31 protein-coding genes, 1 tRNA gene and 2 pseudogenes are annotated in these 25,224 nt (G+C 37.4%); 12 read left to right on the forward strand and 22 right to left on the reverse strand.

Annotated elements, in window-relative coordinates; translation table 11 throughout:
• Nucleotides 1-18 precede the first annotated feature (18 nt).
• Entirely contained in the window at nt 19-282 is a 264-nt protein-coding gene (locus H6F47_RS06925; RefSeq protein ID WP_190648164.1) for a UPF0175 family protein, read from the forward strand.
• Here the strand turns inward: H6F47_RS06925 and H6F47_RS27810 are convergent.
• The 4 genes and pseudogenes from H6F47_RS27810 to H6F47_RS06945 form a co-directional block, all read right to left on the reverse strand.
• Nucleotides 279-635 (reverse strand): annotated as a pseudogene (locus H6F47_RS27810) (XisI protein). The gene H6F47_RS06925 and the pseudogene H6F47_RS27810 sit on opposite strands and share 4 nt — an antisense overlap.
• Nucleotides 632-952: a type II toxin-antitoxin system HicB family antitoxin gene (locus tag H6F47_RS06935; protein WP_137667641.1), complete on the reverse strand. Its 321-nt coding sequence runs from the start codon at nt 950-952 to the stop codon at nt 632-634. The pseudogene H6F47_RS27810 and the gene H6F47_RS06935 overlap by 4 nt, the downstream one beginning before the upstream one ends.
• Before the next feature lie 23 nt (nt 953-975).
• Nucleotides 976-1,737 carry a DUF1828 domain-containing protein gene (locus tag H6F47_RS06940; RefSeq protein WP_137667640.1) on the reverse strand — a complete coding sequence of 254 codons (762 nt, stop codon included), beginning with the start codon at nt 1,735-1,737 and terminating at the stop codon, nt 976-978.
• The gene (locus H6F47_RS06945; protein WP_190648166.1) at nt 1,737-2,192 is read right to left on the reverse strand and encodes a hypothetical protein; all 456 of its coding nucleotides are present in this window, start codon (nt 2,190-2,192) and stop codon (nt 1,737-1,739) included. The genes H6F47_RS06940 and H6F47_RS06945 overlap by 1 nt, the downstream gene beginning before the upstream one ends.
• A gap of 156 nt (nt 2,193-2,348) precedes the next feature.
• Between H6F47_RS06945 and H6F47_RS27815 the strand changes: the two genes are divergently transcribed.
• The 3 genes from H6F47_RS27815 to H6F47_RS06960 all read left to right on the forward strand — a co-directional run bounded on the left by H6F47_RS27815 (nt 2,349) and on the right by H6F47_RS06960 (nt 5,250).
• Nucleotides 2,349-3,425 carry a pentapeptide repeat-containing protein gene (locus tag H6F47_RS27815; protein WP_190648168.1) on the forward strand — a complete coding sequence of 359 codons (1,077 nt, stop codon included), beginning with the start codon at nt 2,349-2,351 and terminating at the stop codon, nt 3,423-3,425.
• 192 nt (nt 3,426-3,617) lie between these two features.
• Nucleotides 3,618-4,670 carry a cobalamin biosynthesis protein CobW gene (gene cobW, locus H6F47_RS06955; RefSeq protein WP_190648170.1) on the forward strand — a complete coding sequence of 351 codons (1,053 nt, stop codon included), beginning with the start codon at nt 3,618-3,620 and terminating at the stop codon, nt 4,668-4,670.
• Between the two features lie 118 nt (nt 4,671-4,788).
• On the forward strand, nt 4,789-5,250 hold the full coding sequence (locus H6F47_RS06960; RefSeq protein ID WP_190648172.1) for an ABA4-like family protein: 462 nt from the start codon (nt 4,789-4,791) through the stop codon (nt 5,248-5,250).
• A gap of 81 nt (nt 5,251-5,331) precedes the next feature.
• Here H6F47_RS06960 and H6F47_RS06965 read toward each other — a convergent pair whose 3' ends face one another.
• The 5 genes from H6F47_RS06965 to moaC all read right to left on the reverse strand — a co-directional run bounded on the left by H6F47_RS06965 (nt 5,332) and on the right by moaC (nt 7,422).
• A complete protein-coding gene (locus H6F47_RS06965) occupies nt 5,332-5,550 on the reverse strand; it encodes an acetyltransferase (protein ID WP_096570654.1) in 219 nt (72 codons plus the stop codon).
• Between the two features lie 85 nt (nt 5,551-5,635).
• Nucleotides 5,636-5,992 (reverse strand): hypothetical protein, encoded by a 357-nt coding sequence (locus H6F47_RS06970; protein WP_190648175.1) that lies wholly within the window; start codon nt 5,990-5,992, stop codon nt 5,636-5,638.
• Nucleotides 5,993-6,023: 31 nt separating this feature from the next.
• Nucleotides 6,024-6,332: a DUF3181 family protein gene (locus tag H6F47_RS06975; RefSeq protein WP_096570650.1), complete on the reverse strand. Its 309-nt coding sequence runs from the start codon at nt 6,330-6,332 to the stop codon at nt 6,024-6,026.
• Between the two features lie 129 nt (nt 6,333-6,461).
• Nucleotides 6,462-6,719, reverse strand: coding sequence for a hypothetical protein (locus H6F47_RS06980; RefSeq protein WP_096570648.1), 258 nt, complete (start codon nt 6,717-6,719; stop codon nt 6,462-6,464).
• 181 nt (nt 6,720-6,900) lie between these two features.
• Complete coding sequence (gene moaC / locus H6F47_RS06985; protein WP_096570646.1) at nt 6,901-7,422, reverse strand: cyclic pyranopterin monophosphate synthase MoaC; 522 nt, start codon at nt 7,420-7,422, stop codon at nt 6,901-6,903.
• A 37-nt stretch (nt 7,423-7,459) separates the two neighbouring features.
• On the opposite strand from moaC, the gene H6F47_RS06990 reads away from it, so the two are divergent.
• Nucleotides 7,460-7,533 (forward strand) — tRNA-Arg (locus H6F47_RS06990).
• A 274-nt stretch (nt 7,534-7,807) separates the two neighbouring features.
• Here the strand turns inward: H6F47_RS06990 and H6F47_RS06995 are convergent.
• The 7 genes and pseudogenes from H6F47_RS06995 to H6F47_RS07025 all read right to left on the reverse strand — a co-directional run bounded on the left by H6F47_RS06995 (nt 7,808) and on the right by H6F47_RS07025 (nt 12,906).
• A complete protein-coding gene (locus H6F47_RS06995) occupies nt 7,808-9,040 on the reverse strand; it encodes an MFS transporter (RefSeq protein ID WP_137667636.1) in 1,233 nt (410 codons plus the stop codon).
• A 47-nt stretch (nt 9,041-9,087) separates the two neighbouring features.
• On the reverse strand, nt 9,088-10,098 hold the full coding sequence (locus H6F47_RS07000; protein ID WP_096572779.1) for a glycosyltransferase family 2 protein: 1,011 nt from the start codon (nt 10,096-10,098) through the stop codon (nt 9,088-9,090).
• Nucleotides 10,099-10,190: 92 nt separating this feature from the next.
• A complete protein-coding gene (locus H6F47_RS07005; RefSeq protein ID WP_096570642.1) occupies nt 10,191-10,904 on the reverse strand; it encodes a C40 family peptidase in 714 nt (237 codons plus the stop codon).
• Nucleotides 10,905-11,188: 284 nt separating this feature from the next.
• The gene (locus H6F47_RS07010; protein ID WP_190346830.1) at nt 11,189-11,314 is read right to left on the reverse strand and encodes a type II toxin-antitoxin system HicA family toxin; all 126 of its coding nucleotides are present in this window, start codon (nt 11,312-11,314) and stop codon (nt 11,189-11,191) included.
• Nucleotides 11,311-11,514 (reverse strand): annotated as a pseudogene (locus H6F47_RS07015) (type II toxin-antitoxin system HicB family antitoxin). Before H6F47_RS07015 ends, H6F47_RS07010 begins: the two are co-directional and overlap by 4 nt.
• Before the next feature lie 99 nt (nt 11,515-11,613).
• Entirely contained in the window at nt 11,614-11,976 is a 363-nt protein-coding gene (locus H6F47_RS07020; protein ID WP_199291088.1) for a hypothetical protein, read from the reverse strand.
• 123 nt (nt 11,977-12,099) lie between these two features.
• Nucleotides 12,100-12,906, reverse strand: a complete 807-nt coding sequence (locus H6F47_RS07025; protein WP_242027349.1) for an Rpn family recombination-promoting nuclease/putative transposase — start codon at nt 12,904-12,906, stop codon at nt 12,100-12,102.
• 144 nt (nt 12,907-13,050) lie between these two features.
• Here H6F47_RS07025 and H6F47_RS07030 point away from each other — a divergent pair, with 144 nt between their 5' ends.
• Nucleotides 13,051-13,989: a serine hydrolase gene (locus H6F47_RS07030; protein WP_096570635.1), complete on the forward strand. Its 939-nt coding sequence runs from the start codon at nt 13,051-13,053 to the stop codon at nt 13,987-13,989.
• A 98-nt stretch (nt 13,990-14,087) separates the two neighbouring features.
• On the opposite strand, the gene H6F47_RS07035 is transcribed toward H6F47_RS07030, so the two are convergent.
• From H6F47_RS07035 to H6F47_RS07045, 3 genes are all read right to left on the reverse strand, one after another.
• Nucleotides 14,088-14,699, reverse strand: coding sequence for a Uma2 family endonuclease (locus H6F47_RS07035; protein WP_190346866.1), 612 nt, complete (start codon nt 14,697-14,699; stop codon nt 14,088-14,090).
• Between the two features lie 61 nt (nt 14,700-14,760).
• On the reverse strand, nt 14,761-15,828 hold the full coding sequence (dmeF, locus tag H6F47_RS07040; protein ID WP_199291089.1) for a CDF family Co(II)/Ni(II) efflux transporter DmeF: 1,068 nt from the start codon (nt 15,826-15,828) through the stop codon (nt 14,761-14,763).
• A 69-nt stretch (nt 15,829-15,897) separates the two neighbouring features.
• Complete coding sequence (locus tag H6F47_RS07045) at nt 15,898-19,107, reverse strand: glycoside hydrolase family 15 protein (RefSeq protein WP_096570631.1); 3,210 nt, start codon at nt 19,105-19,107, stop codon at nt 15,898-15,900.
• 522 nt (nt 19,108-19,629) lie between these two features.
• On the opposite strand from H6F47_RS07045, the gene H6F47_RS28435 reads away from it, so the two are divergent.
• The 3 genes from H6F47_RS28435 to H6F47_RS07055 all read left to right on the forward strand — a co-directional run bounded on the left by H6F47_RS28435 (nt 19,630) and on the right by H6F47_RS07055 (nt 20,725).
• Nucleotides 19,630-19,764, forward strand: a complete 135-nt coding sequence (locus H6F47_RS28435; protein WP_268932421.1) for a hypothetical protein — start codon at nt 19,630-19,632, stop codon at nt 19,762-19,764.
• A gap of 320 nt (nt 19,765-20,084) precedes the next feature.
• Nucleotides 20,085-20,360 carry a ribbon-helix-helix domain-containing protein gene (locus tag H6F47_RS07050; RefSeq protein ID WP_096570629.1) on the forward strand — a complete coding sequence of 92 codons (276 nt, stop codon included), beginning with the start codon at nt 20,085-20,087 and terminating at the stop codon, nt 20,358-20,360.
• On the forward strand, nt 20,357-20,725 hold the full coding sequence (locus H6F47_RS07055) for a type II toxin-antitoxin system PemK/MazF family toxin (RefSeq protein WP_187039041.1): 369 nt from the start codon (nt 20,357-20,359) through the stop codon (nt 20,723-20,725). Before H6F47_RS07050 ends, H6F47_RS07055 begins: the two co-directional genes overlap by 4 nt.
• A gap of 194 nt (nt 20,726-20,919) precedes the next feature.
• Here the strand turns inward: H6F47_RS07055 and H6F47_RS07060 are convergent, their stop codons facing one another.
• On the reverse strand, nt 20,920-21,081 hold the full coding sequence (locus H6F47_RS07060) for a hypothetical protein (RefSeq protein WP_096570625.1): 162 nt from the start codon (nt 21,079-21,081) through the stop codon (nt 20,920-20,922).
• A 7-nt stretch (nt 21,082-21,088) separates the two neighbouring features.
• Nucleotides 21,089-21,175 (reverse strand): cytochrome b6-f complex subunit PetN, encoded by an 87-nt coding sequence (gene petN / locus H6F47_RS07065; RefSeq protein ID WP_013189847.1) that lies wholly within the window; start codon nt 21,173-21,175, stop codon nt 21,089-21,091.
• Nucleotides 21,176-21,210: 35 nt separating this feature from the next.
• Between petN and H6F47_RS07070 the strand changes: the two genes are divergently transcribed.
• Nucleotides 21,211-21,825, forward strand: a complete 615-nt coding sequence (locus H6F47_RS07070) for a hypothetical protein (RefSeq protein WP_347239068.1) — start codon at nt 21,211-21,213, stop codon at nt 21,823-21,825.
• Nucleotides 21,826-21,881: 56 nt separating this feature from the next.
• Here H6F47_RS07070 and H6F47_RS07075 read toward each other — a convergent pair whose 3' ends face one another.
• Nucleotides 21,882-23,126 carry a glycosyltransferase gene (locus H6F47_RS07075; protein ID WP_190648177.1) on the reverse strand — a complete coding sequence of 415 codons (1,245 nt, stop codon included), beginning with the start codon at nt 23,124-23,126 and terminating at the stop codon, nt 21,882-21,884.
• 410 nt (nt 23,127-23,536) lie between these two features.
• On the opposite strand from H6F47_RS07075, the gene cofH reads away from it, so the two are divergent.
• Complete coding sequence (gene cofH / locus H6F47_RS07080; RefSeq protein WP_137667093.1) at nt 23,537-24,676, forward strand: 7,8-didemethyl-8-hydroxy-5-deazariboflavin synthase subunit CofH; 1,140 nt, start codon at nt 23,537-23,539, stop codon at nt 24,674-24,676.
• Nucleotides 24,677-24,800: 124 nt separating this feature from the next.
• Nucleotides 24,801-25,199, forward strand: a complete 399-nt coding sequence (gene psb27, locus H6F47_RS07085; RefSeq protein WP_190346867.1) for a photosystem II protein Psb27 — start codon at nt 24,801-24,803, stop codon at nt 25,197-25,199.
• Nucleotides 25,200-25,224: the final 25 nt, after the last annotated feature.

Consider the following 25,224-nt stretch of genomic DNA (forward strand, 5'->3'; position numbering starts at 1 on the left):
GATAAATTACGCAATCTTATGACTAAAGTAGAATTTACCATTCCCATCCATGCAGTTACAGATACTATCAGACAAGAAGCAGAGATTAAAGCAAAGGAAGCTTATGTGATGACGCTGCTGAAACATGGAGAAATTAGCAGTGGTAAAGCAGGTCAATTATTAGGAATATCTCGATTAGATGTGATTAAATTAATGTCTCAATATGAGATATCTATTTTTGATGATAGTATGAGTTTAGAGGAATTTCAGGCAGAAGTAAATCAGGCAAAAATGAAATATTAACTAATAGCAAAGTTTGTATATTGTCTGATTTGAGGATGACGAAAACCAAGCACAATATCCTGTGTAGGAACACCTGCTGCTATAAAATCATTAGCAATACCTTCTTCTGTATCATCATATTGAATCCAAATTTTATGATCAATCAAATCTACATGAATAGGTGTGGTATGTAGATATTAATCATCATTCCAACCAATATCTAATACTAGATAAAGTCCATGTTCATCATCAAATAAAACTTGGGAGTTATAACCATCAGGTATAGAAGCACGATATTCGGCGATTTCTGTTAATATGCTTTTGATGATGTCTTGATATTTTAATTTTGTATCCATAAGTAATTGACTATTCATTCATATAATTCTTGATCTATATTTTGCGCTAAACTCCCATTTTCTACTACTCCAATAAACTCAGCTAGTGGATCATTTATGATATTTTTTTCACTGGGTAAAGGAATATTATCACCCGCTTCATAAGCTGTTTCAATCCATAATTCCCGCGCTTCATTGATATTTGTTATTATCTCTTCTAGGGTTTCTCCTTGAGTGAGACATCCGGGTAAGTCTTTGATTTCTGCTACATATCCACCTTGTTCTGCGTCAGGGTAAAGAGTGACAGAATATTTAAGGTTTAAATAGTATTCTAAAGATTGTTTTACAAATTTCATTAATTTACTTATGAAAAATGATATTATATGAGGAGCATTTCTTGAAATTCAGCTTTGCGCGACCAGTATGCTACATTAGACACTTGTTCTAGAAGAGTAATATTTTCAAGTTTCCAAATGTCTATAGTATCGTCAAATAATGAAATAAATTTGTAATTTCTTTCTTGAAGGTAGCTAAGGTCTGACCAAACAGTAAAAACATTATCAGCCCTACTATTACCTGCTGTCACACTTGCTGTACTTAGTACATCAATTAATGATGTGTGTTGGCGATATTCGGTGCAAAAATCTACTTTTCGGGAACGCCCAGAACGTCCTGCAAATTTCTTATTTTGTTCAAAAGGTATTTGTTTGTCTGTTAAAAATTCTGCGACTTCTTCTAGAATTGACTCAAAAGCTCTAGTCTTAAATGTAAACCAAATATCAGAAATTCTAAATGCTGCTTGCGATAAAGTTGTGACAGCAGAAGCTAAGTTTTCATTTCCTTGTATCCTAATTATTAACATTCCTTTGTATTTTTCAACACCATGAGTTAATAGTGTATCTTGAATTAGCGTTTCTTGCTTTTCTGACCTTTTCTCAGATATAGTTTGCATCCGTAGCCAGCGTAAAGTTTCACCTAAATCTGTCAAGATATATTGACCCTTTTTTTCCTTTAGATATATATCAATAACGTCACCGTCAGGATAAAGTAATGGGGTACGTATACGGATATAGTCGTTGACCGTTGAACAAGTAAACAACTCTCCAATCGTTCTGGCAATTTCTTGGCAAGGGGTTAACATTAAAGGAATAAATCTAGCTGTAATGGCGGTGGATCTTGCATAATTCCATTATGCTTTATTTTTGACTCTAGACAAAACTGCTGCCATACTTTAACTGGATCAGTGACAGGAGCAGTTATATCCGGTGGAACATAAGCTTCTTTATCTCGATACGACTCTTTCCAGCGATGCTTGTGTTTTTCTCCTACTAGGTTTCCATCAGGATTTTTATGATCTTGTCCTAAATCCAAAGCATATATTCTACCAGCAGCCCGATGGATGAGTGCGTAGGTCAGTTTTTCTGTTAGCGGGTTATAACTACCTTTGACAAAAATGGGATAACCAGGATTTGAGGTAAGCTCAACACGAAATTCTACGGTAGGAGAATGGTCTTCATCTTCAATCCATAAAATATCACCATCAATTTGTTTTGTTGTATCATTTATAAATTCCTCAAATTCTGCTTGAGTCAACATCAGTAGCTGAAAAACACAACATAAGTTATTGTGTCATATAAAACACTAAAAAACCTAGTTAACTCCAAATGCGATCGCTATTTTGATTACATTCTCAGCTTAATAAAATTAGTTTAAAATTCCAATATTGGCAATTTTAGGTATAAAAACTAGATTATGGCAAATCCAGAGCATTTAGCAATACTGAAGCAAGGGATAGGGGTTTGGAATAAGTGGATAGAGGAAAATCAGGATGTAATACCTGACCTAAGTAGTGCTGACCTTTGTCAAGCTAACCTGAGAGATGCTGACCTGAGAGACGCTAACCTGAGAGATGCTAACCTGAGAGACGCTAACCTATGTCAAGCTAACCTGAGAGATGCTAACCTGAGAGATGCTAACCTAGTTAATGCCAACCTAATAAGGGCTAAGGTGCAATATGCTGACCTAAGTGGGGCTAATCTGAGTGGGGCTGATCTGAGTGGGGCTAGATTAGATACTTCCGACCTAAGTAGGGCTAATCTGAGTGGGGCTAATCTGGGTGGGGCTAATTTAGCCAATTCTCAAGTAATTGGTACAAATTTTGATAATGCAACTTTAACAGGTTGTTATATCAAAGATTGGCTAATTAGCAGTAAAACAAACTTAGATAAAGTAATTTGCGAATATGTTTATCTTAGTAATACTTCATTCTATAGACAAACACAAAAACGACCCATAAATGGTAATTATGCACCTGGAGAATTTGCCAGTTTATATAAAAAGATTATAGAAACTACAGATTTAATTTTAAGCAAAACTACCGAAATTGAGAATACTGTTAATAAGCCAGAAAAAAATATTGATGTAGATAATACTTCTAATAACCAAGGAGTTAAATTTTATTCAAACTCAACAATTCACACTTGGGAAAACCTACGTTTCCGCTCAAAAACAGAAATCAAAATTGCTGAAGCATTAGACAGAACTGGAGTTTTATTTGTCCCCAACTCATTAGCAAGACTCACCACATCCAAAGGTAGAGAAAATAAAGAAGCTGATTTTCTTATTTGTTATAACGGTAAATGGGGAGTTTTAGAAGTTGATGGACCATTTCACACCGCAGAACGCAGAGTAGAAGAACAAGAAAGAGAACGCATTTTCAAGAAAAACGGTATCAAAGTTGTAGAAAGATTTGATGCCCAAAGATGTTATAACAATCCTGATGAAGTAGTGCAGGAATTTTTCAAGATGATAGAAATTGGATATTCTTAATACTTCCTTCTTCCTTCTTCTCTTCTTCCTTCGTGTCCTTCGTGCCTTCGTGGTTCAATAAAATAAGATCATAAAATAAGATCCCCGACTTCTGAGATTAATTGACAATTTATTGACAAGTTGAAAAAAGAAGTCGGGGATCTGGGTCTGGCGATATATGGTAAAATCAAATAACAAAACAACACACCAAACATGGCAACAAAAATCCCCGTAACAGTCATCACAGGCTTTTTAGGAAGCGGTAAAACCAGCCTCATCCGTCACCTACTGCAAAACAACGAAGGACGACGCATAGCAGTATTAGTTAACGAATTTGGCGAACTTGGAATAGATGGAGAATTATTAAAATCCTGCCAAATTTGCCCCGAAGATGAAATACAAGAAAATCCAGAAAATACTAATATATTTGAACTGACAAACGGCTGTTTATGCTGCACCGTGCAAGAGGAATTTTACCCCACAATGCGGGAATTAATCAAACGCCGTGATAGTATTGATTGTATTGTTATTGAAACCTCTGGTTTAGCATTACCAAAACCCTTAGTTAAAGCCTTTCGTTGGCAAGAAATCCGCAATGCTGCTACAGTAGATGCAGTAATTACAGTGGTAGATTGTGCTGCTGTTGCTGCGGGAACTTTTGCAAGTGATTTAGAAGCGATCGCCGCACAAAGACAAGAAGATGATAGTCTAGAACATGAAACACCGTTACAAGAATTGTTTGAAGATCAGCTTGCTTGTGCAGATTTAGTGATTTTGAATAAAACCGATTTAGTTGATGATCAACAAAAATACCAAGTTGTAGAATTAGTCAAAAATGAATTACCTAGAGAAGTGAAAATCGTCTCTAGTGATTATGGTAAACTTGACCCATCTATATTGTTAGGATTTGAATCCGCAGTTGAAGATAATTTAGATTCTCGTCCTAGTCATCACGACACAGAAGAAGACCATGATCACGATGATGAAATAAATTCAACTCACGTCATTTTAGATCGTACCTTTGACCCGGAAAAACTGCAAGAAACATTAAAGAAACTTGCAGAACAACAAGAAATTTACAGAATTAAAGGTTTTGTCGCAGTTGCTAATAAACCCATGCGGTTAGTGATGCAAGGTGTAGGGACAAGATTTGAAAAATTTTATGATCGTCCTTGGAAACCAGAAGAAGCAAAACAAACCCGTTTAGTTTTTATCGGTCGTGATTTACAATCATCAGAAATAGAATCTCAATTAGTAGCTTTGTAAGATATAGAAGGAGTCAGGAGTCAGGAGTCAGGAAATCAAGGAGTCTGTAGGTTTTTAATCACCCATTCCCAATTCCCAATTCCCAATTCCCAATTCCCCATTCCCCATTCCCTAATATATGAATATCACCGATTTATTCAACATTGCCAATTTGTTTGTTTTACCCTTTTGGGCTGTAATGATTTTGTTACCTAACTGGAAAGTCACCCGCAAGGTAATGGAATCTTTTCTTCCTTTTGTGGTTTTAGCTGCTGCTTATGTGTATTTATTTGTCAGCAGTATTACCCCAGAAAATGCCGCTGCTTTATCAAATCCTCAGTTAGCAGATATTGCGAGATTTTTTGCAGATGAAAAAGCTGCTGCTACAGGTTGGATTCATTTTCTGGTGATGGATTTATTTGTCGGAAGATGGATTTATTGGGAAGGTCAAAAAACCGGAGTTTGGACAATTCACTCTTTAGCTTTGTGTTTATTTGCAGGTCCAATGGGTGTACTTTCTCATATTTTCACAGCTTGGATTTTTAAAGCATTTTCTAAAGGTGAAAGTGTGACAGTAGAAGAAAAAGCTGCTGTTAATTAGATGCAAAATTGAGAATTGATAAAAATGTAGGGGTTTAGCATTGCTAAACCCCTACAATATCTACCATGATATTTAATTCTACTATGCAGCGTGCGCTGTTTGGTAATTAGCATCTAACCAACAACGTGGTAATTTTTCCCCTGATGGAAAAACCAAATCTTCCTTTTGATAGGTGTCTGTTTCCTGTTCTTCTTGTCCTTCTTGATCTTTAGCGTGTACAATCTCACTATTAGGATCAATTAATTCTTGAAAATCAACAATTTTGACTAAATCCCGACTATTTTTGATTTGTAAAAACATACCAAAAATCCTCCTTTAATTATGTTATTTAGTATTGAAGGATGTGTGAATTTACAACCGATAATAACGTCGATTAACAGGTAAATCAAGTCAATTTTACTTCTGACTCCTGTACGGGCGAAGTAGGGGCGAAGTAGGGGCGAAGTAGGGGCGAAGCATTCGGAAAATAACCTGTGATAAAAATTGATAATTTATCGGCCGAATGCTTCGCCCTTACAGGAAAATAACCTGTGATAAAAATTGATAATTTATCGGCCGAATGCTTCGCCCTTACAGGAAAATAACCTGTGATAAAAATTGATAATTTATCGGCCGAATGCTTCGCCCTTACAGGAAAATAACCTGTGATAAAAATTGATAATTTATCGGCCGAATGCTTCGCCCTTACAGGAAAATAACCTGTGATAAAAATTGATAATTTATCGGCCGAATGCTTCGCCATTAAGACTCCTGACTCCTGACTCCTGAATAACTTAAACTTCCCGTTGATATTTTTCCAATATATCAACCAAGCTTACTTGACATTGCAGCGGCAATAAATCAATCAAAGGTAGTTCTTTTCTCCCACCACCAATTTTCACAGGGATGGATGCTAATAATTGTAAAACTCTGTCTTCATTGACATTTCTATCAACAATTAAAGGATATAATTTTTCAGCAACGACGGTATGAAGTTTGGCATCAGATAGGTAAAGATGCCATTTAGCAATATCTATATAGACATTTTCGCCTATTTCTGCTGCTAGGGCTTCTAGTATTTCTGTGGTAGGAGTTGTAGCCATAAAATAACCTCATTACAAAACAAGGGCGCAGATTTTTAGTTGATTTCAGCTTATTTCATATTATGGCGCAATTAGCTAGACTGTATCTACTACCATCGGTGACAACGCCCCAGCATTAGCAGTCAGTCTTCAGGTTGATGAGGGTGGAGTTTCTGAGTAATTAGCGATCGCACTAATATAAATGAAATGCAGCAATATTACCCCTACCCAACCTAGAGTTAATGGTGTCAACCATTCCCAGGATGTAGATTTCAAGATGTGGAAAAACCACAACCCAGAATTAACAGTAGCAGCAACAGCTACATGAAAAGCAAAATTCATCCGATCATCTAACTTACGGAACTCTGGATCTTTACGATCTGGTTTGCGTGGCCAACGAGGAGGCATAAATAATTAATATTTGTGAATTTGTGAATTTGTTACAGATGTTAACACATTCTCGTTATTATTGGTGACTGGTGATTGGGTACTGGTGACTGGTGACTGGTGACTGGGTAATCTATGTTATTTTTTCCAATTAGCAATTAGCAATTACCAATTACCCAATCCAAAATTTAAAATCCAAAATCTAAAATTGCTGATAATTTCCAGATTTTCCACCTGTCTTACTGACTAAACTAATAGATTCAATTTGAATCGACTTTTCCAGAGCTTTAGCCATATCATATAAGGTAAGAGCAGCAACAGAAACCGCTGTTAAAGCTTCCATTTCTACACCAGTTTCCGCCTTGGTTTTGACTGTGGCATAAATTTGATAACCGGGTAGTTGTGCATCTGGTGTGATATCAACAGTAATCTTTTGCAAAGGTAAGGGATGACAAAGGGGAATTAAATTAGCTGTTTGTTTAGCAGCCATAATACCCGCTAACCTAGCAGTTGCCACAACATCCCCTTTAGGAGTATTCCCCGCTTCAATAGCTGCTAACGTTTCTGGGAGCATTCGCACTTTAGCAGTAGCCACAGCTTCCCGCACAGTGGCGACTTTCCCAGACACATCAACCATTTGCGCCTCTCCCTGGGGGGTGAGATGAGAAAGTTGAGAAATATTTTGAGAATTATGGGAAGAATTTGAAAAAACCTCTTGCGTCATTTGGGAAGTGTGTGTTATTATAAGATTCATTGGTTAAGGGCGTGTAGCTCAGTGGACTAGAGCACGTGGCTACGGACCACGGTGTCGGGGGTTCGAATCCCTCCTCGCCCGTTAAATAACAATCATCGCACAAACTCGGTAAGTGGGTTTGTGCAATTTTTTTAGGTGACTAGTGATTGGTGACTGGGGAATAGGTTTCAATAATGGACAATTAACAATGAACAATTGACAATTACTTCTCCGTTCAAGGAAGAGGATTGAGAAAGCGGAATTTTTGGCTTTTTCCCCATGAAAGAGGAGGTTTTAAACCGTATGGCTAACGCTCACGGCGGAAGCCTTGAATGAAACAATTATCAATTGTCAATTATCAATTATCAATTGATAACTACACCCTGCTTTTTAAAGCATAGGCATCTTCACCACGGCCAAGGGCAAAGCGGAAAGATTTGGTAACACTTTTACTCGACTGTGTAATAAAAATCAGCACAGCCAGTAAAGTTAAGCCCATAGCAAAACCAAACATACTGCGATAGCCGATTTGTTGGGCAATAGAACCTACAACTGGACCGGCTATAGCTAGTCCTACATCAAATCCCATTAAAGACACGCCAAAAATTCGCCCTCTTTCATGGGGTAAGGCTCTATCTGTCATCATTGCAGAAATCATGGGAATAGCAGTTCCAGAAGCCGCACCTTCAACAACTGCACCTATTAAAAATGTTAAGGCGCTGTTTGCTTGCCAAATAAATAACAGTGCCATAGTAAAAGAAATCAAACTCAAAGTAACAAATAAACCGCGTCCATATTTGTCAGAAGCCCGCCCTGCAAATAATCTGACACTAAAACTGGATATGGCAGCGGCGGTAAAAAACAACCCTGCATTTAAATCTACTCCTGTTGATTTCACGTACAAGGCAATAAAGGTATGTATTGTCCCTAACGATAAACCAATCAGTAACAAAACTATAGCAGGTACACGGACGCGGGGACTGGTAATAAGTTGCCAAAATTTATCTTCTGTAAAGTCTTTAGGTTTTTCAATCACAGGTGGATTAACAACGGGTAAAAGACAGAGTAAGCCCAAAAAACCTAAAGTTGTAGATGCGATAAATAAAGGTGTGTAGCCTACTGTGGCTTGTAAATATCCCCCTAAAGCTGGACCTAGTGCCATACCGATGGGATTAACTAAACTCATATAACCAATGATTTCGCCCCGACGGTGTTCTGGTGCTAAGTCTCCCACTAAGGCAATAAAACCAGTACCAAAGGCAGCAATACTGATACCATGAAAGGCACGAATTACCATTAATAAGGGTAGTGATTTTACTGCTAAATACCCCAAAGGTGCGATCGCTGCTACTGCCAACCCAATCAGTAACACAATTTTTCTACCCTGACGGTCTGCTAAAATCCCCAATTGGGGACGAAATACCAACATCCCGATGGCAAAACAGCCCATGACAATGCCAATTTGTTGTTTTGTTGCCCCTAGAGATTCTATATATAAAGGTAATGTTGGCAACAAAGAAGCTAAAGCCGACCAGAATAATAAACCTGCTGCAAATAATATTAGTAGGTTGCGCCGCAAATTAGCGTCAATAGTCTCAAAATTTTTCACGGCAGATGCAATGTAATATTTAGTAATTTTATATTTCTATTGTTACGTTACTTAACATTTTTTGCCACTACTTCCCGCACTCGATATATTGGCCTTCCCTGAGATTCGTGGTAAGTACGCATTAATAATTCTGCTAACAAACCAAAGCAGAATAACTGTACACCAGTAACTAACAATAAAACCGCTAAAATTAATAAAGGACGATTACCAATATCTGCACCAAAAGCCAGTTTCAGGAAAGTTAAATAAATTCCTAGTCCGCCACCTGTAACCATTGACAACAAGCCAAACAACCCAAAAACGTGCATAGGACGGGTGAGGAATTTTTTCATAAAAAGAATTGTTAATAAATCCATCAACACCCGAAAAGTCCGAGAAATGCCATATTTACTTTTACCAAAGCGTCGCGCATGATGACGCACAGGCATTTCGGTGATTCTTGCCCCTTCTATATAAGCTAAAGCTGGTAAAAATCGGTGTAGTTCTCCGTAAAGGTTCATATCTGCAACTAATTCTGCACGATAGGCTTTGAGAGAACAACCATAGTCGTGAATATAGACGCTAGTGGTACGACGAATTAACCAATTAGCAATTTTTGAAGGAAGTAACCGATTTATTGCCCCATCTTGACGATTTTTGCGCCAACCACTCACCAAATCATAACCCTCATCTAATTTTGCTAATAACATGGGGATATCAGCCGGATCATTTTGTAAATCAGCATCTAAGGTAATAATTGCTTTACCCGTAGCATAATTAAAACCCGCAGACATAGCCGCAGTTTGACCGTAATTACGCCGCAAAATCACCGCTTTTAAATCAGTGCGAATTTGTGCTTGTTCCTTGAGAAATTCTGGTGAACCATCCGTAGAACCATCATCTACACAGATAATTTCATAACTTAACTCACTAGCTGTTAAAGTTGTAGAAATGGATTCTAGTAATAAAGGCAAACTTTCTACTTCATCCTTAATCGGTACAACTACGGATACATCAGGTAATTGGGGATGGGTGATAGGTGATGGGTGATGGGTGATGGGTAGTTGGTAATTGGTCATTGCTGATAGGCGATCGCTGATGGTTGATTTTAACAAAAAATTGGGTTTATCTCGTTCCCAGTCCAATCTTGCGTAAGTCCTATAAATAATTATCAATTGTCAATTATCAATTGACTAACATAGCTTTTCACAACTCTACCAGCACCCCGTAATTGTTTATAGTATGACTGACTAACTTTATCTCCTTGTTCCGAAAGTTGATCAATTCCTATTCCATTGTGTCCTTGTTCTTTTCCTGAACTGTGAATATAATAACCATCACCTAAATATAAACCTACATGAGTTGCTTTTTGCGGAGTTCCAAAAAAGATTAAATCCCCTGGTTCGATATCATTAATATTAATCGGTTGGGTAAAAGCTTCTTGTTGATAAGCGTCTCTTGGCAACCACACACCCACAGATACAAAAGCAGCTTGCATTAAACCAGAACAATCATAATTGGGTCCTACTGTTCCACCCCACAAATAATAATTATTTTGCTGCATTGCTTGTTGAGTAAATTCAATTACCTCTGGGAGTAGTTTTTTAATTTCTGATTCAGTAAAAAATGCAGGTTCGTAGGGTGTGGTAGCAGGTTGTAATAATGACAAATCATTAACAGCAACCCATCCCGGATAATCATCTTCGCATAAACAAACTTGAACTGCTGTATCTTGATGATTTGATGTAATGCGTAAATTGCGACCAGCAGCAGCTTGAGTTGCTAACCGGACGCATTCAGGAGCATCATATAAATTGAGGTCAGCTAGACATTGATATTCGTTTGTTGGGGAATGGGGAATTAGTAAATTTAAATTTAAAGACATATTTTTGTCAGAATCAGGACACCTTTCGGGAAGTCAAAAGTCAAAAGTCAGAATTTTGTGATCAGAATCAGGATTTAAAGGATTATATCATGTTTGGTTTTAAAAAGAGTATTCTATTTGTAGATTAGAGTAAGTGGATAAACCCAACATTCCGAGAATTTAATCAAATTTATGTAATTGGCCATTCAGGAATGATCTGATCAATTTCTGTCATAATCTTTAATGTTTCTGTTAAAGCAACTACTATTTTTTGATAATGCAGAATATCATCAAAGGATAAACTTCTATTCGCTTTTTTGCGGTATTTTAACCCACTTGTGATGACTACCTTTCTGTGACACTAATTCAAACCCGTAATTTTTTAAGATAGTTTCAACTTCATCTGCATTCATTCTGCGGATACGAGTCATGTTACTAAAACCTCTCGCATGACTGCTCCTGGTTTTAATGTAATTGTGTCAGGTTCTAGATAAAGTGCGATCGCTTCACGAATATTTTCTAAAGCTTCTGCTTCTGTTTCACCTGCGGAAACACAACCAGGTAATTCTGGACATCAAACCGCCCAATCTCCGGTTTCATGATCGGGTTCTAAAATAACACGCCATTTCATATTTTTTCCTTCTGGGAATATTTAATCATAAAACAAATAGCGACTCCCTGCTGAATATCAAATACAGAAATTATGATAAAACTTGATCGTTAGCTCACCTCAAACAGAGAACGTGATAGTTTTTAACCGCATTTTACCATCAACATACCAGCGAAATTCTAGGTAATTTGTTAAAATAAAATTTGCCCCAATATGGGATTCTCGATATCGTTCTAATTGTTCTGTTTTTTCAATGTTTGCTAAATCTACACCTACATCTTTCGCTTCTACATAGCCTATTAATAAATCTCGTTTTCTGATGGTGAAATCAGGAATACCGGCTTTATTACCTTTTTCTTCTATGGTGGCTTCAATTTGTGCTGATGGTTGATCAAGTAAGCTTTTTAAAGCAGGGTAATGGGTGCGTTCACTACAACGTTGTAAGTTTTTTTGTAGGGATTGTAAATAATTTTCAAAGTTCATTATAAAATTCATTATAAAATTCATTTTTTTGATTTTGATAGATGGATAATTTATTGTTGTTAGCGAATTTTAAGCGAAAAAAGGGCAAAGGTAAACTTGTAACCTTTACCCGGAATTTAGACTTTATTTTTTCACCTCTGTTAACCAAGTTTCTAAATCAGCTAAACTGGTAAAATCTAACAATGCTTCGCTCAAATCTTCTAGTACAGATAACGGTAAATCAAAAATTTCAGCACGTCTTTCTGCTGATAATTCTCCAAACCGCTTAGTCAAAAGTCGGATCACTAAATTAATTGTTGCTTGTTCTGCACCTTCTTCTCTTCCTTCTTCTTTTATGTCTCGATAAAGTCTAGTTTCTTTGAGGGTTATTCCTAACATAGCTTCAGCCTCGCTACGGGTTAAGTTTTCAAATTTGTACGAGATGATCGTGGTGATCATTTCTATTATGACTTGATTTGATGGTGTTGGTATTTCTTGTTTAGTTCTTGTTAACAAATACCTTGCTGCTGCTGGTGCTTGACTTTCTTCTAAGGTTGTCAGTACCATCAATCCTACCCATACAGGTAATTGCTGAATATCTCCCAATTCATCTAAATATATACGATGAACTTGTTCACCATTCAATAGTGTACGATGAGGGTAAATATCGCTTTGTTCTGTGTTACGAGATGGGTAAATTATTACTGCTTGCCAATCACTAAATCTATCACGGTTGCGATAGAAATATAATGCAGATTCAGCAAATACTCTTTCATAGAGTTTTTCATCTTTCTGAAATTGCACCTCGCAGAAATAAACAGCACCCGGATTTTCGGTTTCAGGTGGTAAAAATACACCATCAATTTCAAATTTCGGTTCTTTGACTGCTACAGAATCAAATATATATTCGTCTGCATTTGCAGGTGGATTGTCTAAAAGCTGAAATAACAGCGATGGATATTGTTAAAAGAGTTTATAAAAAATGGAATCACGCCGCATGAATTATAATTTGTTGCACATAATAATTAGTATACAATTAATGTTAGAATAAATAAAGAAATTCACATTTTGATATTTTCAAGGAATTATTCGCAAATGGTTTTCTTCAATCACAACGAACAACTAGAAAATCTCGGTAATGAAATCTTAGAATCTACTTTTTCTAATTTTCCTAATTTAAACCGTGATCAAATTGCTTTAACTTGGGTTGTTTATGATCCTCCAATTCCTGTAAATACTGGTGGCGCTTTGACTCCTGACGCTTTTTGGGGTCATGGTGTGAGAGGTTTTAATTATCGTGGTGGAGAACGTATTTATCCTGCAAGTGTTGTCAAATTATTCTATTTAGTTGCTGTTCATGAATGGTTAGAAAAAGGCATGACTAACACCTCTAAGGAATTAGAACGGGCGTTAAGTGATATGATTATTGAATCCAGCAATGATGCTACCAGTTTAATAGTTGATATTCTCAGCGGTACTACTTCAGGACCAGAATTACCTATAGGACCTTTTGAAACTTGGAAATATCAACGCCAAATTATTAACCGTTATTATCAATCTTTGGGTTGGGAAGAAATGACAAATATTAATGTTTGTCAAAAAACTTGGGGTGATGGTCCTTTTGGTAGAGAAAGGGCGTTTTATGGGGAAATGTTTGAAAATAGAAATATGTTAACAACTAATGCCACTGCCAGGTTATTACATAGTATCGTGGGAGGGGTGGCGGTTTCCAGTGGGCGATCGCAACAAATGATGTCTTTACTCAAACGCAGTCTTAACCCTGATGAGTTACCCCAAGATGTGGAAGAAGACCAAGTTACAGGCTTTTTAGGCGGTGGTTTACCCCAAAATAGTCAAATCTGGTCAAAAGCCGGTTGGACAAGTTCTGTGCGCCATGATGCGGCTTATATTGAATTACCAGAACAGCGTCCTTATTTGTTAATAGTATTTACCGAAGGAAAAGCACAAGCTAAGAGTCGGGAAATTTTACCTTTTGTTTCAGGAAAAATTGCCGAAGCAGTTAGCAATTTATAAACATGAAATACATGGTGCGTTAAATGTTCTTAACGCACTCTAATAGATGAGTGATATTATCAGATGTTGTGTGTGAAAATATCGCTTTTAAATTTAATTTAAAATTTAATCCGTCGATAAATTTCTTTCATGGGAAGTTCTATATTTAAACTGTGCAGAAAAACTGACTGATCAATATGATCATTAGCTTTCAATTGCCAAAGATGGTTATTTTCTTCTTCCTGTTTATAATACTGCTCAATATAAGCTTCAGCTTGACTAACCAGTACATATTCACAAAAACTAGGAAGAGAACGATATTTTCTGAATTTATTCCCTCTATCATAACCTTCTGTTGAAGGTGAAAGAACTTCAATAATTAGGAGAGGATTGAGAATTTCATCCGTGCGATTATTATTAAACTCTGGTTCACCATTAATTACCATAACATCAGCATAGGTTCCATGATTAAAATTAGGAATCCAAACCCGCAAATCACCACCATAAAAACGAAAATCAGTATCTCTGAGCAAAAATCCCAAATAAATTAAAATATTACTAGCGATCGCACTATGAATTTCTGAACCTCCAGGCATAACAATAATCTCCCCATCGCGGTATTCGTGGCGTTCTTTAGCGATTTCCTCCATCTCTCTATACTCATTTGGAGTAAAGTGAGTTTTTGTGATCTCTGGGGTAATAATCGGCGGGTTGATATTAGCAATAACCATCATCTCACCTCCTGAATAATTAGAACTGAAACCATTATAACTTACAGCATCAGTCAGAATTTTAGACTGCATGAATATCTACACAAGGTTCACCTTGACAATGATTAACTTCCACAGCAACATGAGCAAGAGAAGGAATATCTTTGAGGAGATTTTTATAATATTCCGGTGTTTGTGGATAATGGGTAACTAAAGAAATTGTAGCAGCTAAATGATGCTGACCCACATACCAAATATGCAAATCTGTAACCTTATTATCAGCATTTTCTTCTATAGCATTAACAATAGCTAATTTGATTTGTTTATCACCTGATCCATCTAATAAAATTAAACCCGTATCACGCACCAAACCATAAGACCATTTAGCAATTACCGCAGCACCCACAAATCCCATTGCTGCATCCATCCACACCCAACCCAAAAATTTACCAGCAAATAAAGCAATAATCGCAAACACAGAAGTTAGTGCATCTGCCAAAACATGAATATAAGCAGCACGCAAATTATGATCTTGATGTTCATGATGATGATGTTCATGATGTTCATAATGATGATGTTCATGATGTTCATGATGATGATGTTCATGATGTTCATGATGATGATTATCTTGCAATAAAAAAGCACTGGCGATATTCACAACCAAGCCAATAATAGCCACACCAATTGCTTCATTAAAGTGAATATTTTGCGGTTCAAAAAACCGCCCCAGTGATTCCATTCCCATCACAAAAGCGATCACTGCCAACGCTACAGCACTAGCGAAACCACCCAAAACACTAACCTTTCCTGTGCCAAAAGTATACTTGGGATTATTGGCATTATTGCGTGCATATTGATAAGCAAAAATCGTAATTCCAAAAGCTGCAACATGAGTGGCCATGTGCCAACCATCAGCAAGCAAAGCCATCGAACCAAAAAACGTTCCTGCGGCAATTTCCGCAACCATTGTTAATGCCGTCAGCAGCATCACAATTTTAGTATTTTTTTCTGCCTGATTTTGATCTACAGAAAAATCGTGAGAATGCTGCCATTGTTCAAGGGTATGAATATGCACGGATTTTTTACACTCCTTGTAATAGGGGACTGGTGACTGGTGACTGGTGACTGGGTAGTAATTGATAATTACCAATTACCAATTACCAATTACCAGCCACAACTAGAAGTTGCATGATTTTGGATTAATGTCCTAATTTTGAGTTTAAAAATCCCTCGCAAATTCTGTCAAGAACTTCAAGGCTTTCAAAATATAATTAGCGCAATCTCTGGGTGAAGTGTTGTAAAATTGAGGCCATGCTAAACCTTTATCTTCATCATAGCGATCGCCCCGTTCAGGATTTTTTTCTAACCACGCTAACCGCACTGCGTGACCAATTAACACATCTAATACTATATAATCTTGAATTTGTAAATTAGGGTTATTCGCAGCTATAGCTCCTAACTCCATCAACGCTTCCACATTTACTTGGCGATATTCTGGCGCTTCAATTTTATTGAGTAAATGTTCAATTCTCAAGGCAAAATTTCTTTCACCCGCAGTCATTTCCGAAATCATCACCTCACTTTCTAAACGATTCCGTCTTTCCAACTTATCGCCAATCACCAAACCTTTACAATGGTGCATTAACAACCAAACTTGTTTAAAAAAGTCCTTGGGAACTCGATTTATTGCCCCTTCCGCTTGACGAAATCTCCGCCAATTTTCTGGAGTCACGGCAATTTCATCTTCACTAATTACAGGTTGCACTACCCAAGCAATATCACTTTCTTTTTGCTTAATATGCAGTGATTCTTGTTGACGTAATAAACCACTCACCCCACTATAACTTGTTAAAACTTTTTCCAAACGCAGTTTCACTTCATAAGGTGAAAGCTGCATCAGGTGATCATAAGCTTCGTCTTGGGTCACACCTAATTCTTGAGCTAATTCGCTAGTAATTAACAGAATTAAATAACCAACCCTCAGTGTTAAAAGTCCTTTAAATAATTCTGGTTCTGTTTTGATTAACACACCTAAATAAATGAGAATTTCTTGAGTTAAAACCCTGTCTCTGATATCTTCCCGACAGAAATTATTAATTTTCTCGGCAATTTCATGATGTGATTTTGGTACAATTATTAACGAAGCTTCACTATAAGCCCTACCTACAGCAATTTGTTTACCTCTTACCAAAATACTTGTCACCGCATCCGATAAACCAATATCCACCATTTGCCGTAAACCAGCAGCACGACGCACCACCGCCCACAAACCTAAATAACCTGCTTTAGTGTAAACTTCATCCAATAAATCACCCACTGTCACACTATAACCATCTTCACCATAACCAGTATCAAAATCCAAACCCTTTAACCGATTTAAAGTTTGCAGTAATTCAATTTGTTCATAGATATTTTCTGAGGAACGTAAATAACTTAGTAACAAATCTAAGTTAGTTTCACATTCCATTTGAAATTCTTGAGTATGTCCCAACCGCCAATTTTTCTCAGGCTGAGAAACCAAGTAATAACAACGTAATCTCGCATTTTTAACTGGAGGACAGAATAATTCTATATCTGTAATAAAATCAATTCTTTGAATTGCCCCAGTCAACATTAATTGATTTAACTTGCCTAATTTTACCTGCACACCACCGCAAACACCATTTTTCAGTTCTTGCATTAATGCTAATAATGCATCTGAACCTGTTTCTAGCATCGTGCGAGTAATCATCAATGTCAAAATAGGACGACCTAAATCACTCCAATATTTTTGGATATAAGCCAATTCACCTCTAATTTGATCCAGCAGAAAATGATAATCTAGCGTTAAATAAAACTGCTGTGCATCTAAGAAAGCAGGTAAAAATACAACAGTTTGATTTTGAATTTTAAATATTCTGGAAGTTGTCAAACTCCGCAACCTTCGCACCGGACGACCTGTTAAACCTAATTGATCATTGCGCCCAATTTGCGTATAAATTTCTGATAATTCCCCAGCTTGTCTCACTTGAATGGGTTCTACTTGGTTGGGTGTTTGACTTTCAATGCCATATACTTCTAATTGTGCTTGCACTTCTTCATTTTCTGCCAATAAAGCAATTTGTATCATTGCTTCCCGTTTTTTACCCACGCACAAATGTCTACCCAAGGGATCAATATCACCTACTGCGATTAAACCTTCACTCAACATTTGCCCCAGAAAATACAAACTTTGCGCCCAAACTAAGGGGATATTTTCATTAGGTAATCTTGTTTGGGAATGGGGATTTAATTTCTCCGCTTCAATCTTTTCCTCTGGTACATAATACAATTCTGGTAATAACTGGAAACCATCTCTTTCTACCAGTAATGCTGCTAACAATTCTTGGTATTTTTGCACTTGTTCCTGGTCTTGACGAAAAATACCATCAAGCACTAAATAAGTGAAAAATAGCGGCCATTCACATTCAATATCCTCAAATTGTTTCAGTTCCCAAGGTTCATAATGTAACCGATGAGTATCTTCTAAAATTGTTTGATGTCCATCTCTGAGGAAGCGTTTACAGCCATATTTACCAGCTAATTTATTAATAATTTCCTTATATGTGCGTTCCCTCAGTTGTGCATCTTCAACAGCAAAAGCAGGATAGCTAATAATACTCAATAATGCAGCATCAACTTCTTTAGATGCAGACTCTCTTGGTAATAAAGATTCTAAAGTAATTCTCGCTCTAGAAATTTCATCTGGTAAAACATGAATTACTGATGCTTGACTACCATGCACACCAAATAAATTCAGTCCATTGATAGCTTCTAGTGCAGCTTTTGCCATTCCCAGAGAACTAGCATTTAATTCTGCCTTACCATGATTAATTTTATTACCTCGCTCCCAAATTCCATAATCTGGTGTGCGGTAAGCTCTACCAATGTAATAAACTAAATTTTGGACAAAGTTAACTTCATCCAAGGTAAAAATAATTGATAAACCTGCTGCTGTCATTTCTGCCAACATCAGCAAATATATAGATGTGGCATCTAGTTGTAAATGTCCCCATTCATCATCACCAACAACAATATCACCAGTAGCTGTGTTGTATTTGGCATGCAGTCCATCTAACAAAGATTGGGTATGTTTAAATTTTTCAACTTTATGCGCCTGTCGCATCATAGCGAAGAGCAAACCACGCATTAATTTAACAACACTATATTCAAGTTCGTAAGTACGTCCTTGATCATTATCTATTTTTCGGTATGCCAGCGCTAAACCCCAAACTGCCAAAATGCTATAAACATTGTCTCGCACCCAAGCATCAGTATAATCACCATGAGCGGTAATTGCGGTACTCGCAGGCAACAAACCCGTGATAGGATTTTGACGAGCGAGAATAATGGTTTTGATTTGTTGGTAGTAGTAGTCTAAGCGAGTTGGCAGTTCTGTGGGTGTTTTCATAAGTAGGTAGGCATTAAAAATTGTCGTTATGGCAAGGCAGGAGGCAGAAGGCAGGAGGCAGAAGGGAATAGGTTTTTAGCAATTTTACATTTTTGTACTTGCTTGTTTTTTTTGTACCGACTTACTTAGTTTGTCAGTAAAGTTATAAATCAATTATACTCTGTAACTGTGACGTAAATTTCTCTTCCCAAGCAATCAATTAACTGGCAAATCATGAGGGAATTACATATCATAACCAGTTGTTATTTATATATGATTTTTTGGGTAACTAAATTGTGCTTTCAGTAAGTATATCTAATAATTTCCACTGACAACATTATTTGCTAACTTGTTCAAATCTTCATGATATTTACCGCTATTTTTCCCAAATTTAAGCTTTTCTTTGGTATTATAAAGTAAAGAGAAAAAAACACTCAATCAAGGCAATGCAAACTACAAACAACTTAAAAAACATCTTTATATTATAGAGATCAACTGCCTTGAAGACCAGAAAAATTTGTAACAGACAAGAGAGGATATGTTATGTGTTTACGTTACAATGAAAACCACTCTCCTTTGCTCAAAGTAGTTTACTCCCAAGTAAAAGCTAATGGCAAAACTGAATTAGTACCCCTAGAACTATATGCTGATGGTTCGCTTAAACGCGGTAAGTCTTAAATCAAAATCAAACAAGAGTATTCCAGTACCGATGATCATATATTTATTGCCCCAAGGTTATTTTTCCCAAGTGAATAATTAATTTATGGATATAGAGCCTGTTTTTTTGCAATTGCTAACCCCCCTGACATTTTCCGTTTGGGGGGTTTAAATTTGTTTGGGGGTGTAGAGGAGAATAATAACCCACCAATCACCAATTACCAATCACCAATTACCAATCACCAATTACCAATTACCAATGACAAATTTACAGTTCCTAATGGATGCCGAAAACGATATCATATAAGGCATCACTTCAGACATCACAGACTGAACGCGCCATGAAAGTAGAAACTATTCGCACGACGTTAACGATCCCGAAAGAATTGTTAGAAGCGACTGATAAAGCTGTGTTAGAGGGGAAAGCCAAAAGTAGAAATGAGTTTGTGGTGCAAGCCTTGAAGCGAGAACTAGCAGCACAAAGGCGAGCCGAAATTGATGCCGCTTTAGCGGAAATGACCAGAGATCCAGATTATCAAGCAGAAGTTTTAAGAATGGAGGCGGAATTTGCTACGGCTCAATGGGAGGCGTTGCAGCTAGGGGAATCTCCACGATGAGAAGGGGTGAAGTGTACGATGCGCGTCTAGAAATGACTGAAGGTTCAGAACAAGGAGGAACTCGCCCCGTAATTATTGTCAGTCGTGACGTAATTAATTTATCTAGCCCAGTTGTTTTGGCAGTACCTTGCACGACTTATCAAACCGGCAAGCGGGTTTACCCCACTCAAGTTTTAATTTTAGCACCAGATGGCGGACTGAGAAAAGACTCGATCGCAATGGCAGATCAGGTGCGGGTATTATCTAAAACGCGCTTTTTGCGATTACGAGGTGTACTTTCTGACGCAGTAATGGCACATCTAGCACAGGCTTTATTAATCGCTTTGGATCTACCAGGGGAAGTAGATATAGCAGGTGACAGGTGACAGGTGACAGCAAGAAGGGAATAAATAGGGAGTGAAGAAGATTTTAGATTGGAGATAACAAAAACAATCCAAAATCCAAAATCCAAAATCCAAAATAAAAAAGTCCTGCCTCCTGTTGCCATAAAATATGTGGAGACACGAATTTAATCATGTCCCCACATAAAGCTTTGTATGTGTTTGTATGGGCTGTAAAATCAGCGACGTTTGGCAGTGCTGCGTTTAAGTTCACGGGTTTCGTCTTCTCGACGACGGCGATCGCGCCAATCTGCCAAGGTTAAATAGACTACACCACCTGTAACTCCTACCAGCAGAACTAGGGCAACTATAGCCAAAATACTCAGTAATGGACTTTCCACGATTCCTCTAGAGTCCGTTCCGTCCCCAGACTACCATAGAAATCGACCAAGTGAACACAACCAGAAGTGATACCCAACCTAGTGTCAAAATCATAGTTCTACTTTTCAAATAATTGCAAAAGGTTTCTAATGTTTATCATACCGGGAAAAGGCGGTAGATTGTTCATTGGTGTTTACAGAAGGCTGGCCAGGTTTATGGAACTCATGCAAGAAAGGTTAGAATCTGTCAAAGCAGGTGTTATTGGTAGTTTATCCGTTGGTTCTGCTTTCTTAGTTACGACTGTTGTTAATGGGTTGTTGCTAAAGCAGTATTTTCCTATACTGAATATTCATCAAGGTTCGTCAATTGATTTACAAATAATTAATTTACAAATTTCACAAATTTCACAAATTTCACAAATTTCACAAATTTCACAAATTTCACAAATAATTAATTCACCAATTAATTTACAATTTATACTTAGTGCTGTAATTGCAGGTTTTTCTGGTTTTCTATTTGGTGTCACCTATCGCTATATCATCAGAGTAGATAAAAATAGTCACCTTAAATCTGGTGCGGTATTTGCTTTTGGTTTAGTACGCGGATTAACTCAAATAGAATTTGGTTGGAGTTTCAATAATGCAATTTTACCTTTTTTAATCTTAGCCGCAGAGAGTATTTTCTGGTTTGCCTTAGCAGTTACTCTTCTCGATCTTGCTATTTCTCTAACTTGGTTAAAACCATTTATAGGGAATAGGCAATAGTTAAGGAATTTCTCCCCAATCACCAATCACCAATCACCAATCACCAATCAAATTGATTATTTTACATCTGTCACCCGCCAGCTTAATTTGAGGTTAACCCAGAAATTCCAAATTGTTGCTACTGCGATCGCAATCAAGTTAGCAATATACTGATTAGGAATCAAGAAATTATAAACAACATTCAAAACCAAAACATTAATTACCAATCCTGCTAAACAAACCACATTAAATTTTAAAAACCTCTTAATGCGTTGTTTCCATCCTTTTTGCTGAATGGACACATCTGCAAATGTCCAAGCATCATTCCACAGGAAATTATTAAAAATGGCAATTTCACCAGCAATTATTTTACTGCGAGTTAAAGGTAAAGCCAAAGTAGAAGCATCACTGAGTAAATAAAGCACTGCCATATCTACAAACACCCCACTCAAACCCACTAAACCAAAGCGGATAAATTTGCCAATGGGGAAATCTATTCTGCGACTGATTTTACCTAACTTGCCAGTAGATACCCGTAAACGAATTAAATGTTGAATATACTCAACATATTGCTTCCACGTTACTTTACTTTCTCCTTCTGTTCTTTCGCGGAAGATATAACCCGCTTCAGCAATTTCTCTAACGTTACCTCTACCGATCACCTCCAAAAGAATTTTATACCCCACAGGATTCATCGTAGCACCAGCGATCGCACTTCGACGCACCATAAAATAACCACTCATCGGGTCAGTAACTCTACCCAATACCCCTGGTAAAATAATCAACCCTAAAACCTGCGCCCCACGGGATAAAAACCGCCTCACCACACTCCAACTACTGACACCACCACCCTCAACGTGACGACTAGCTAAAGCCAAATCCGCCCCTTGTTCTATTTTTTGTAATAGTTGTAATAATACTTCTGGCGGATGCTGCAAATCTCCATCAATCACACCCAAAACACGCCCTTTAGCGGCTTGCCAACCTCTAATTACCGCCGAAGAAAGTCCTCTTTCATCTTGACGACGCATTACCCGCAACTGCGGATAATCAGATATCAAAGATTGTGCTACCTGCCAGGTGAGGTCCGGGCTGTCATCATCAACTACAATTAATTCATAATTATTAGGTATCGCTGCATCTAGTAAACCAGTGAGGATATTGATGATATTCTCGATATTATCACGCTCTTTGTAAGTAGGAATTACCAGAGATAGGAGAAGATCATTGTTTCTAGCTACAACATCACTAGGTGGATGTTCCGCAATCTTTAATAAACCAGTAGGAACGTTTAATAGGGAATGAGAGGCATCGAAGTCCATAAATTAAAATTTCAAATATTTTAGTCTAAAAAATTAATTATTTTATTTATTTTATTTGCAAAAACTATAGGCATCCGGTTTGATATCTGAAATTATTTATTTAGGTAGATAAAAGGTACTCATGCACAATAAAACAGACGTTTGGAGGATGTTTAAAAAGTCTCACTTGGGTGATGAGAAATTACATCTACACAGCCAAAGCTACTTATACAGGTTTGAAACCCCTAATTTTTCCTTAGTTTACTGGTGAATTTTGTTTGTGTGGTAGCGATTTATATTCGCCTATAGCGTTAGCCCTCAACTTTTTAGAAAACCTCTTAAAAACCAATTTAACATATAGCCAAAGCATTAAAATAGTAAGTTAGCTTTTAATTCATTCCATTCATACATTAATAAAATTTTAAATAGCTGTGACTAATATAACCTTGGATTCTATTCTTGAGTGTTCCTTGCTAGGGTTTAATATATCACCATCTGAGGCAGTAGTTTTATTAAACCAAACTGACCAGGAATCTGTAAATACTATTCGGGAAACTGCTGACAAACTGCGACAAAAACAAGCTGGTGAGACTGTTACTTACGTAATCAACCGTAACATTAATTTTACTAACATTTGTGAACAGCACTGTAGTTTTTGTGCATTCAGAAGGGATGATGGTGATACGGATGCTTACTGGTTAGATTGGGCGCAGATTTTAGAAAAATCTACAGATGCAGTGCGTCGAGGGGCTAAAGAAATCTGTATGCAAGGGGGATTAAACCCACAAGCACAAATTAACGGTAAATCCTTACCTTATTACATTAAATTGGTAGAAACCATTAAACAAGAGTTTCCCCAGCTACATTTACACGCCTTTTCGCCCCAGGAAATCCAGTTTATTGCTAGAGTTGACGGAATTTCCTATACTCATGTCATAGAAGCTTTACGTGATGCGGGTGTGGGTTCAATGCCAGGAACAGCAGCCGAGGTGTTAGATGATCAAGTGAGAAAAGTATTATGTCCTGAAAAAATAGATACTGCAACTTGGTTAGAAATTGTCAGTACAGCGCACAAATTAGGTGTACCAACTACGAGTACCATGTTATCGGGGCATATTGAAACACCGGAACAGCAAATAGGACATTTAGAAAAATTGCGATCGCTGCAACAAACAGCCTTAGAAAAAGGATACCCAGCCAAAATTACAGAATTTATTTTATTACCCTTTGTGGGTCAAGAAGCACCTAAATCCTTACGTCGTCGAGTAGGAAGAGATCAACCAGTCTTAGCAGATGCGCTGTTACTAACTGCGGTAGCGCGGATATTCTTAGGAAACTGCATCCCTAACCATCAACCGAGTTGGGTGAAACTAGGGTTAGCTGGTGCAACAGAAGCCTTAACTTGGGGTTGTAACGATATTGGCGGTACTTTGATGGAAGAACACATTACCACAATGGCCGGGGCTATCGGTGGTACGTGCATGGAAGTAGAAACCCTGCAAAGTGCGATCGCCTCCCTCAACAGACCTTATCAACAACGGAATACTTTATATGAGGTGATTGGTGATTAGGGATTGGTGATTGGGAAAAATAAAAAATATAAGTAATTACTCATTACCCAGTCACCAGTCACCAGTCACCAGTCCCCTATTCCCTGATACGATGGACTGTGATTTACGTATTTAATTAATGGATATGAAGCATTATTGGTCGCGTCTGCTGGCACTACTTTTAGTAGTCACCATCGGTTTAATGGGTTGTTCTGGCAGTCCAGACGGCTTAACCGGAGATTATCGTCAAGACACCTTGGCCGTAGTCAAAGTCTTAAAACAAGCCGTAGAATTATCACCAGATGATCCTAATAAAGCAGCAATACAAGCAGAAGCACGTCAAAAAATCAATGACTTTTCTGCACGTTATCAAAGATCCAATGCCGTTTCTGGCTTGAGTTCCTTTACAACCATGAGAACCGCCCTGAACGCTTTAGCTGGACATTACAGTTCCTACCCTAACCGTCCCATACCTGAAAAGCTGAAAAATCGCCTAGAACAAGAATTTGCTCGTGTTGAAGCGGTCGTTAACCGTGGTGGTTAATTATTAGGCAAAAGTTGATAATTTT

The sequence above is a fragment of the Sphaerospermopsis sp. FACHB-1094 genome (assembly GCF_014696195.1).
Taxonomy (GTDB): domain Bacteria; phylum Cyanobacteriota; class Cyanobacteriia; order Cyanobacteriales; family Nostocaceae; genus Sphaerospermopsis; species Sphaerospermopsis kisseleviana.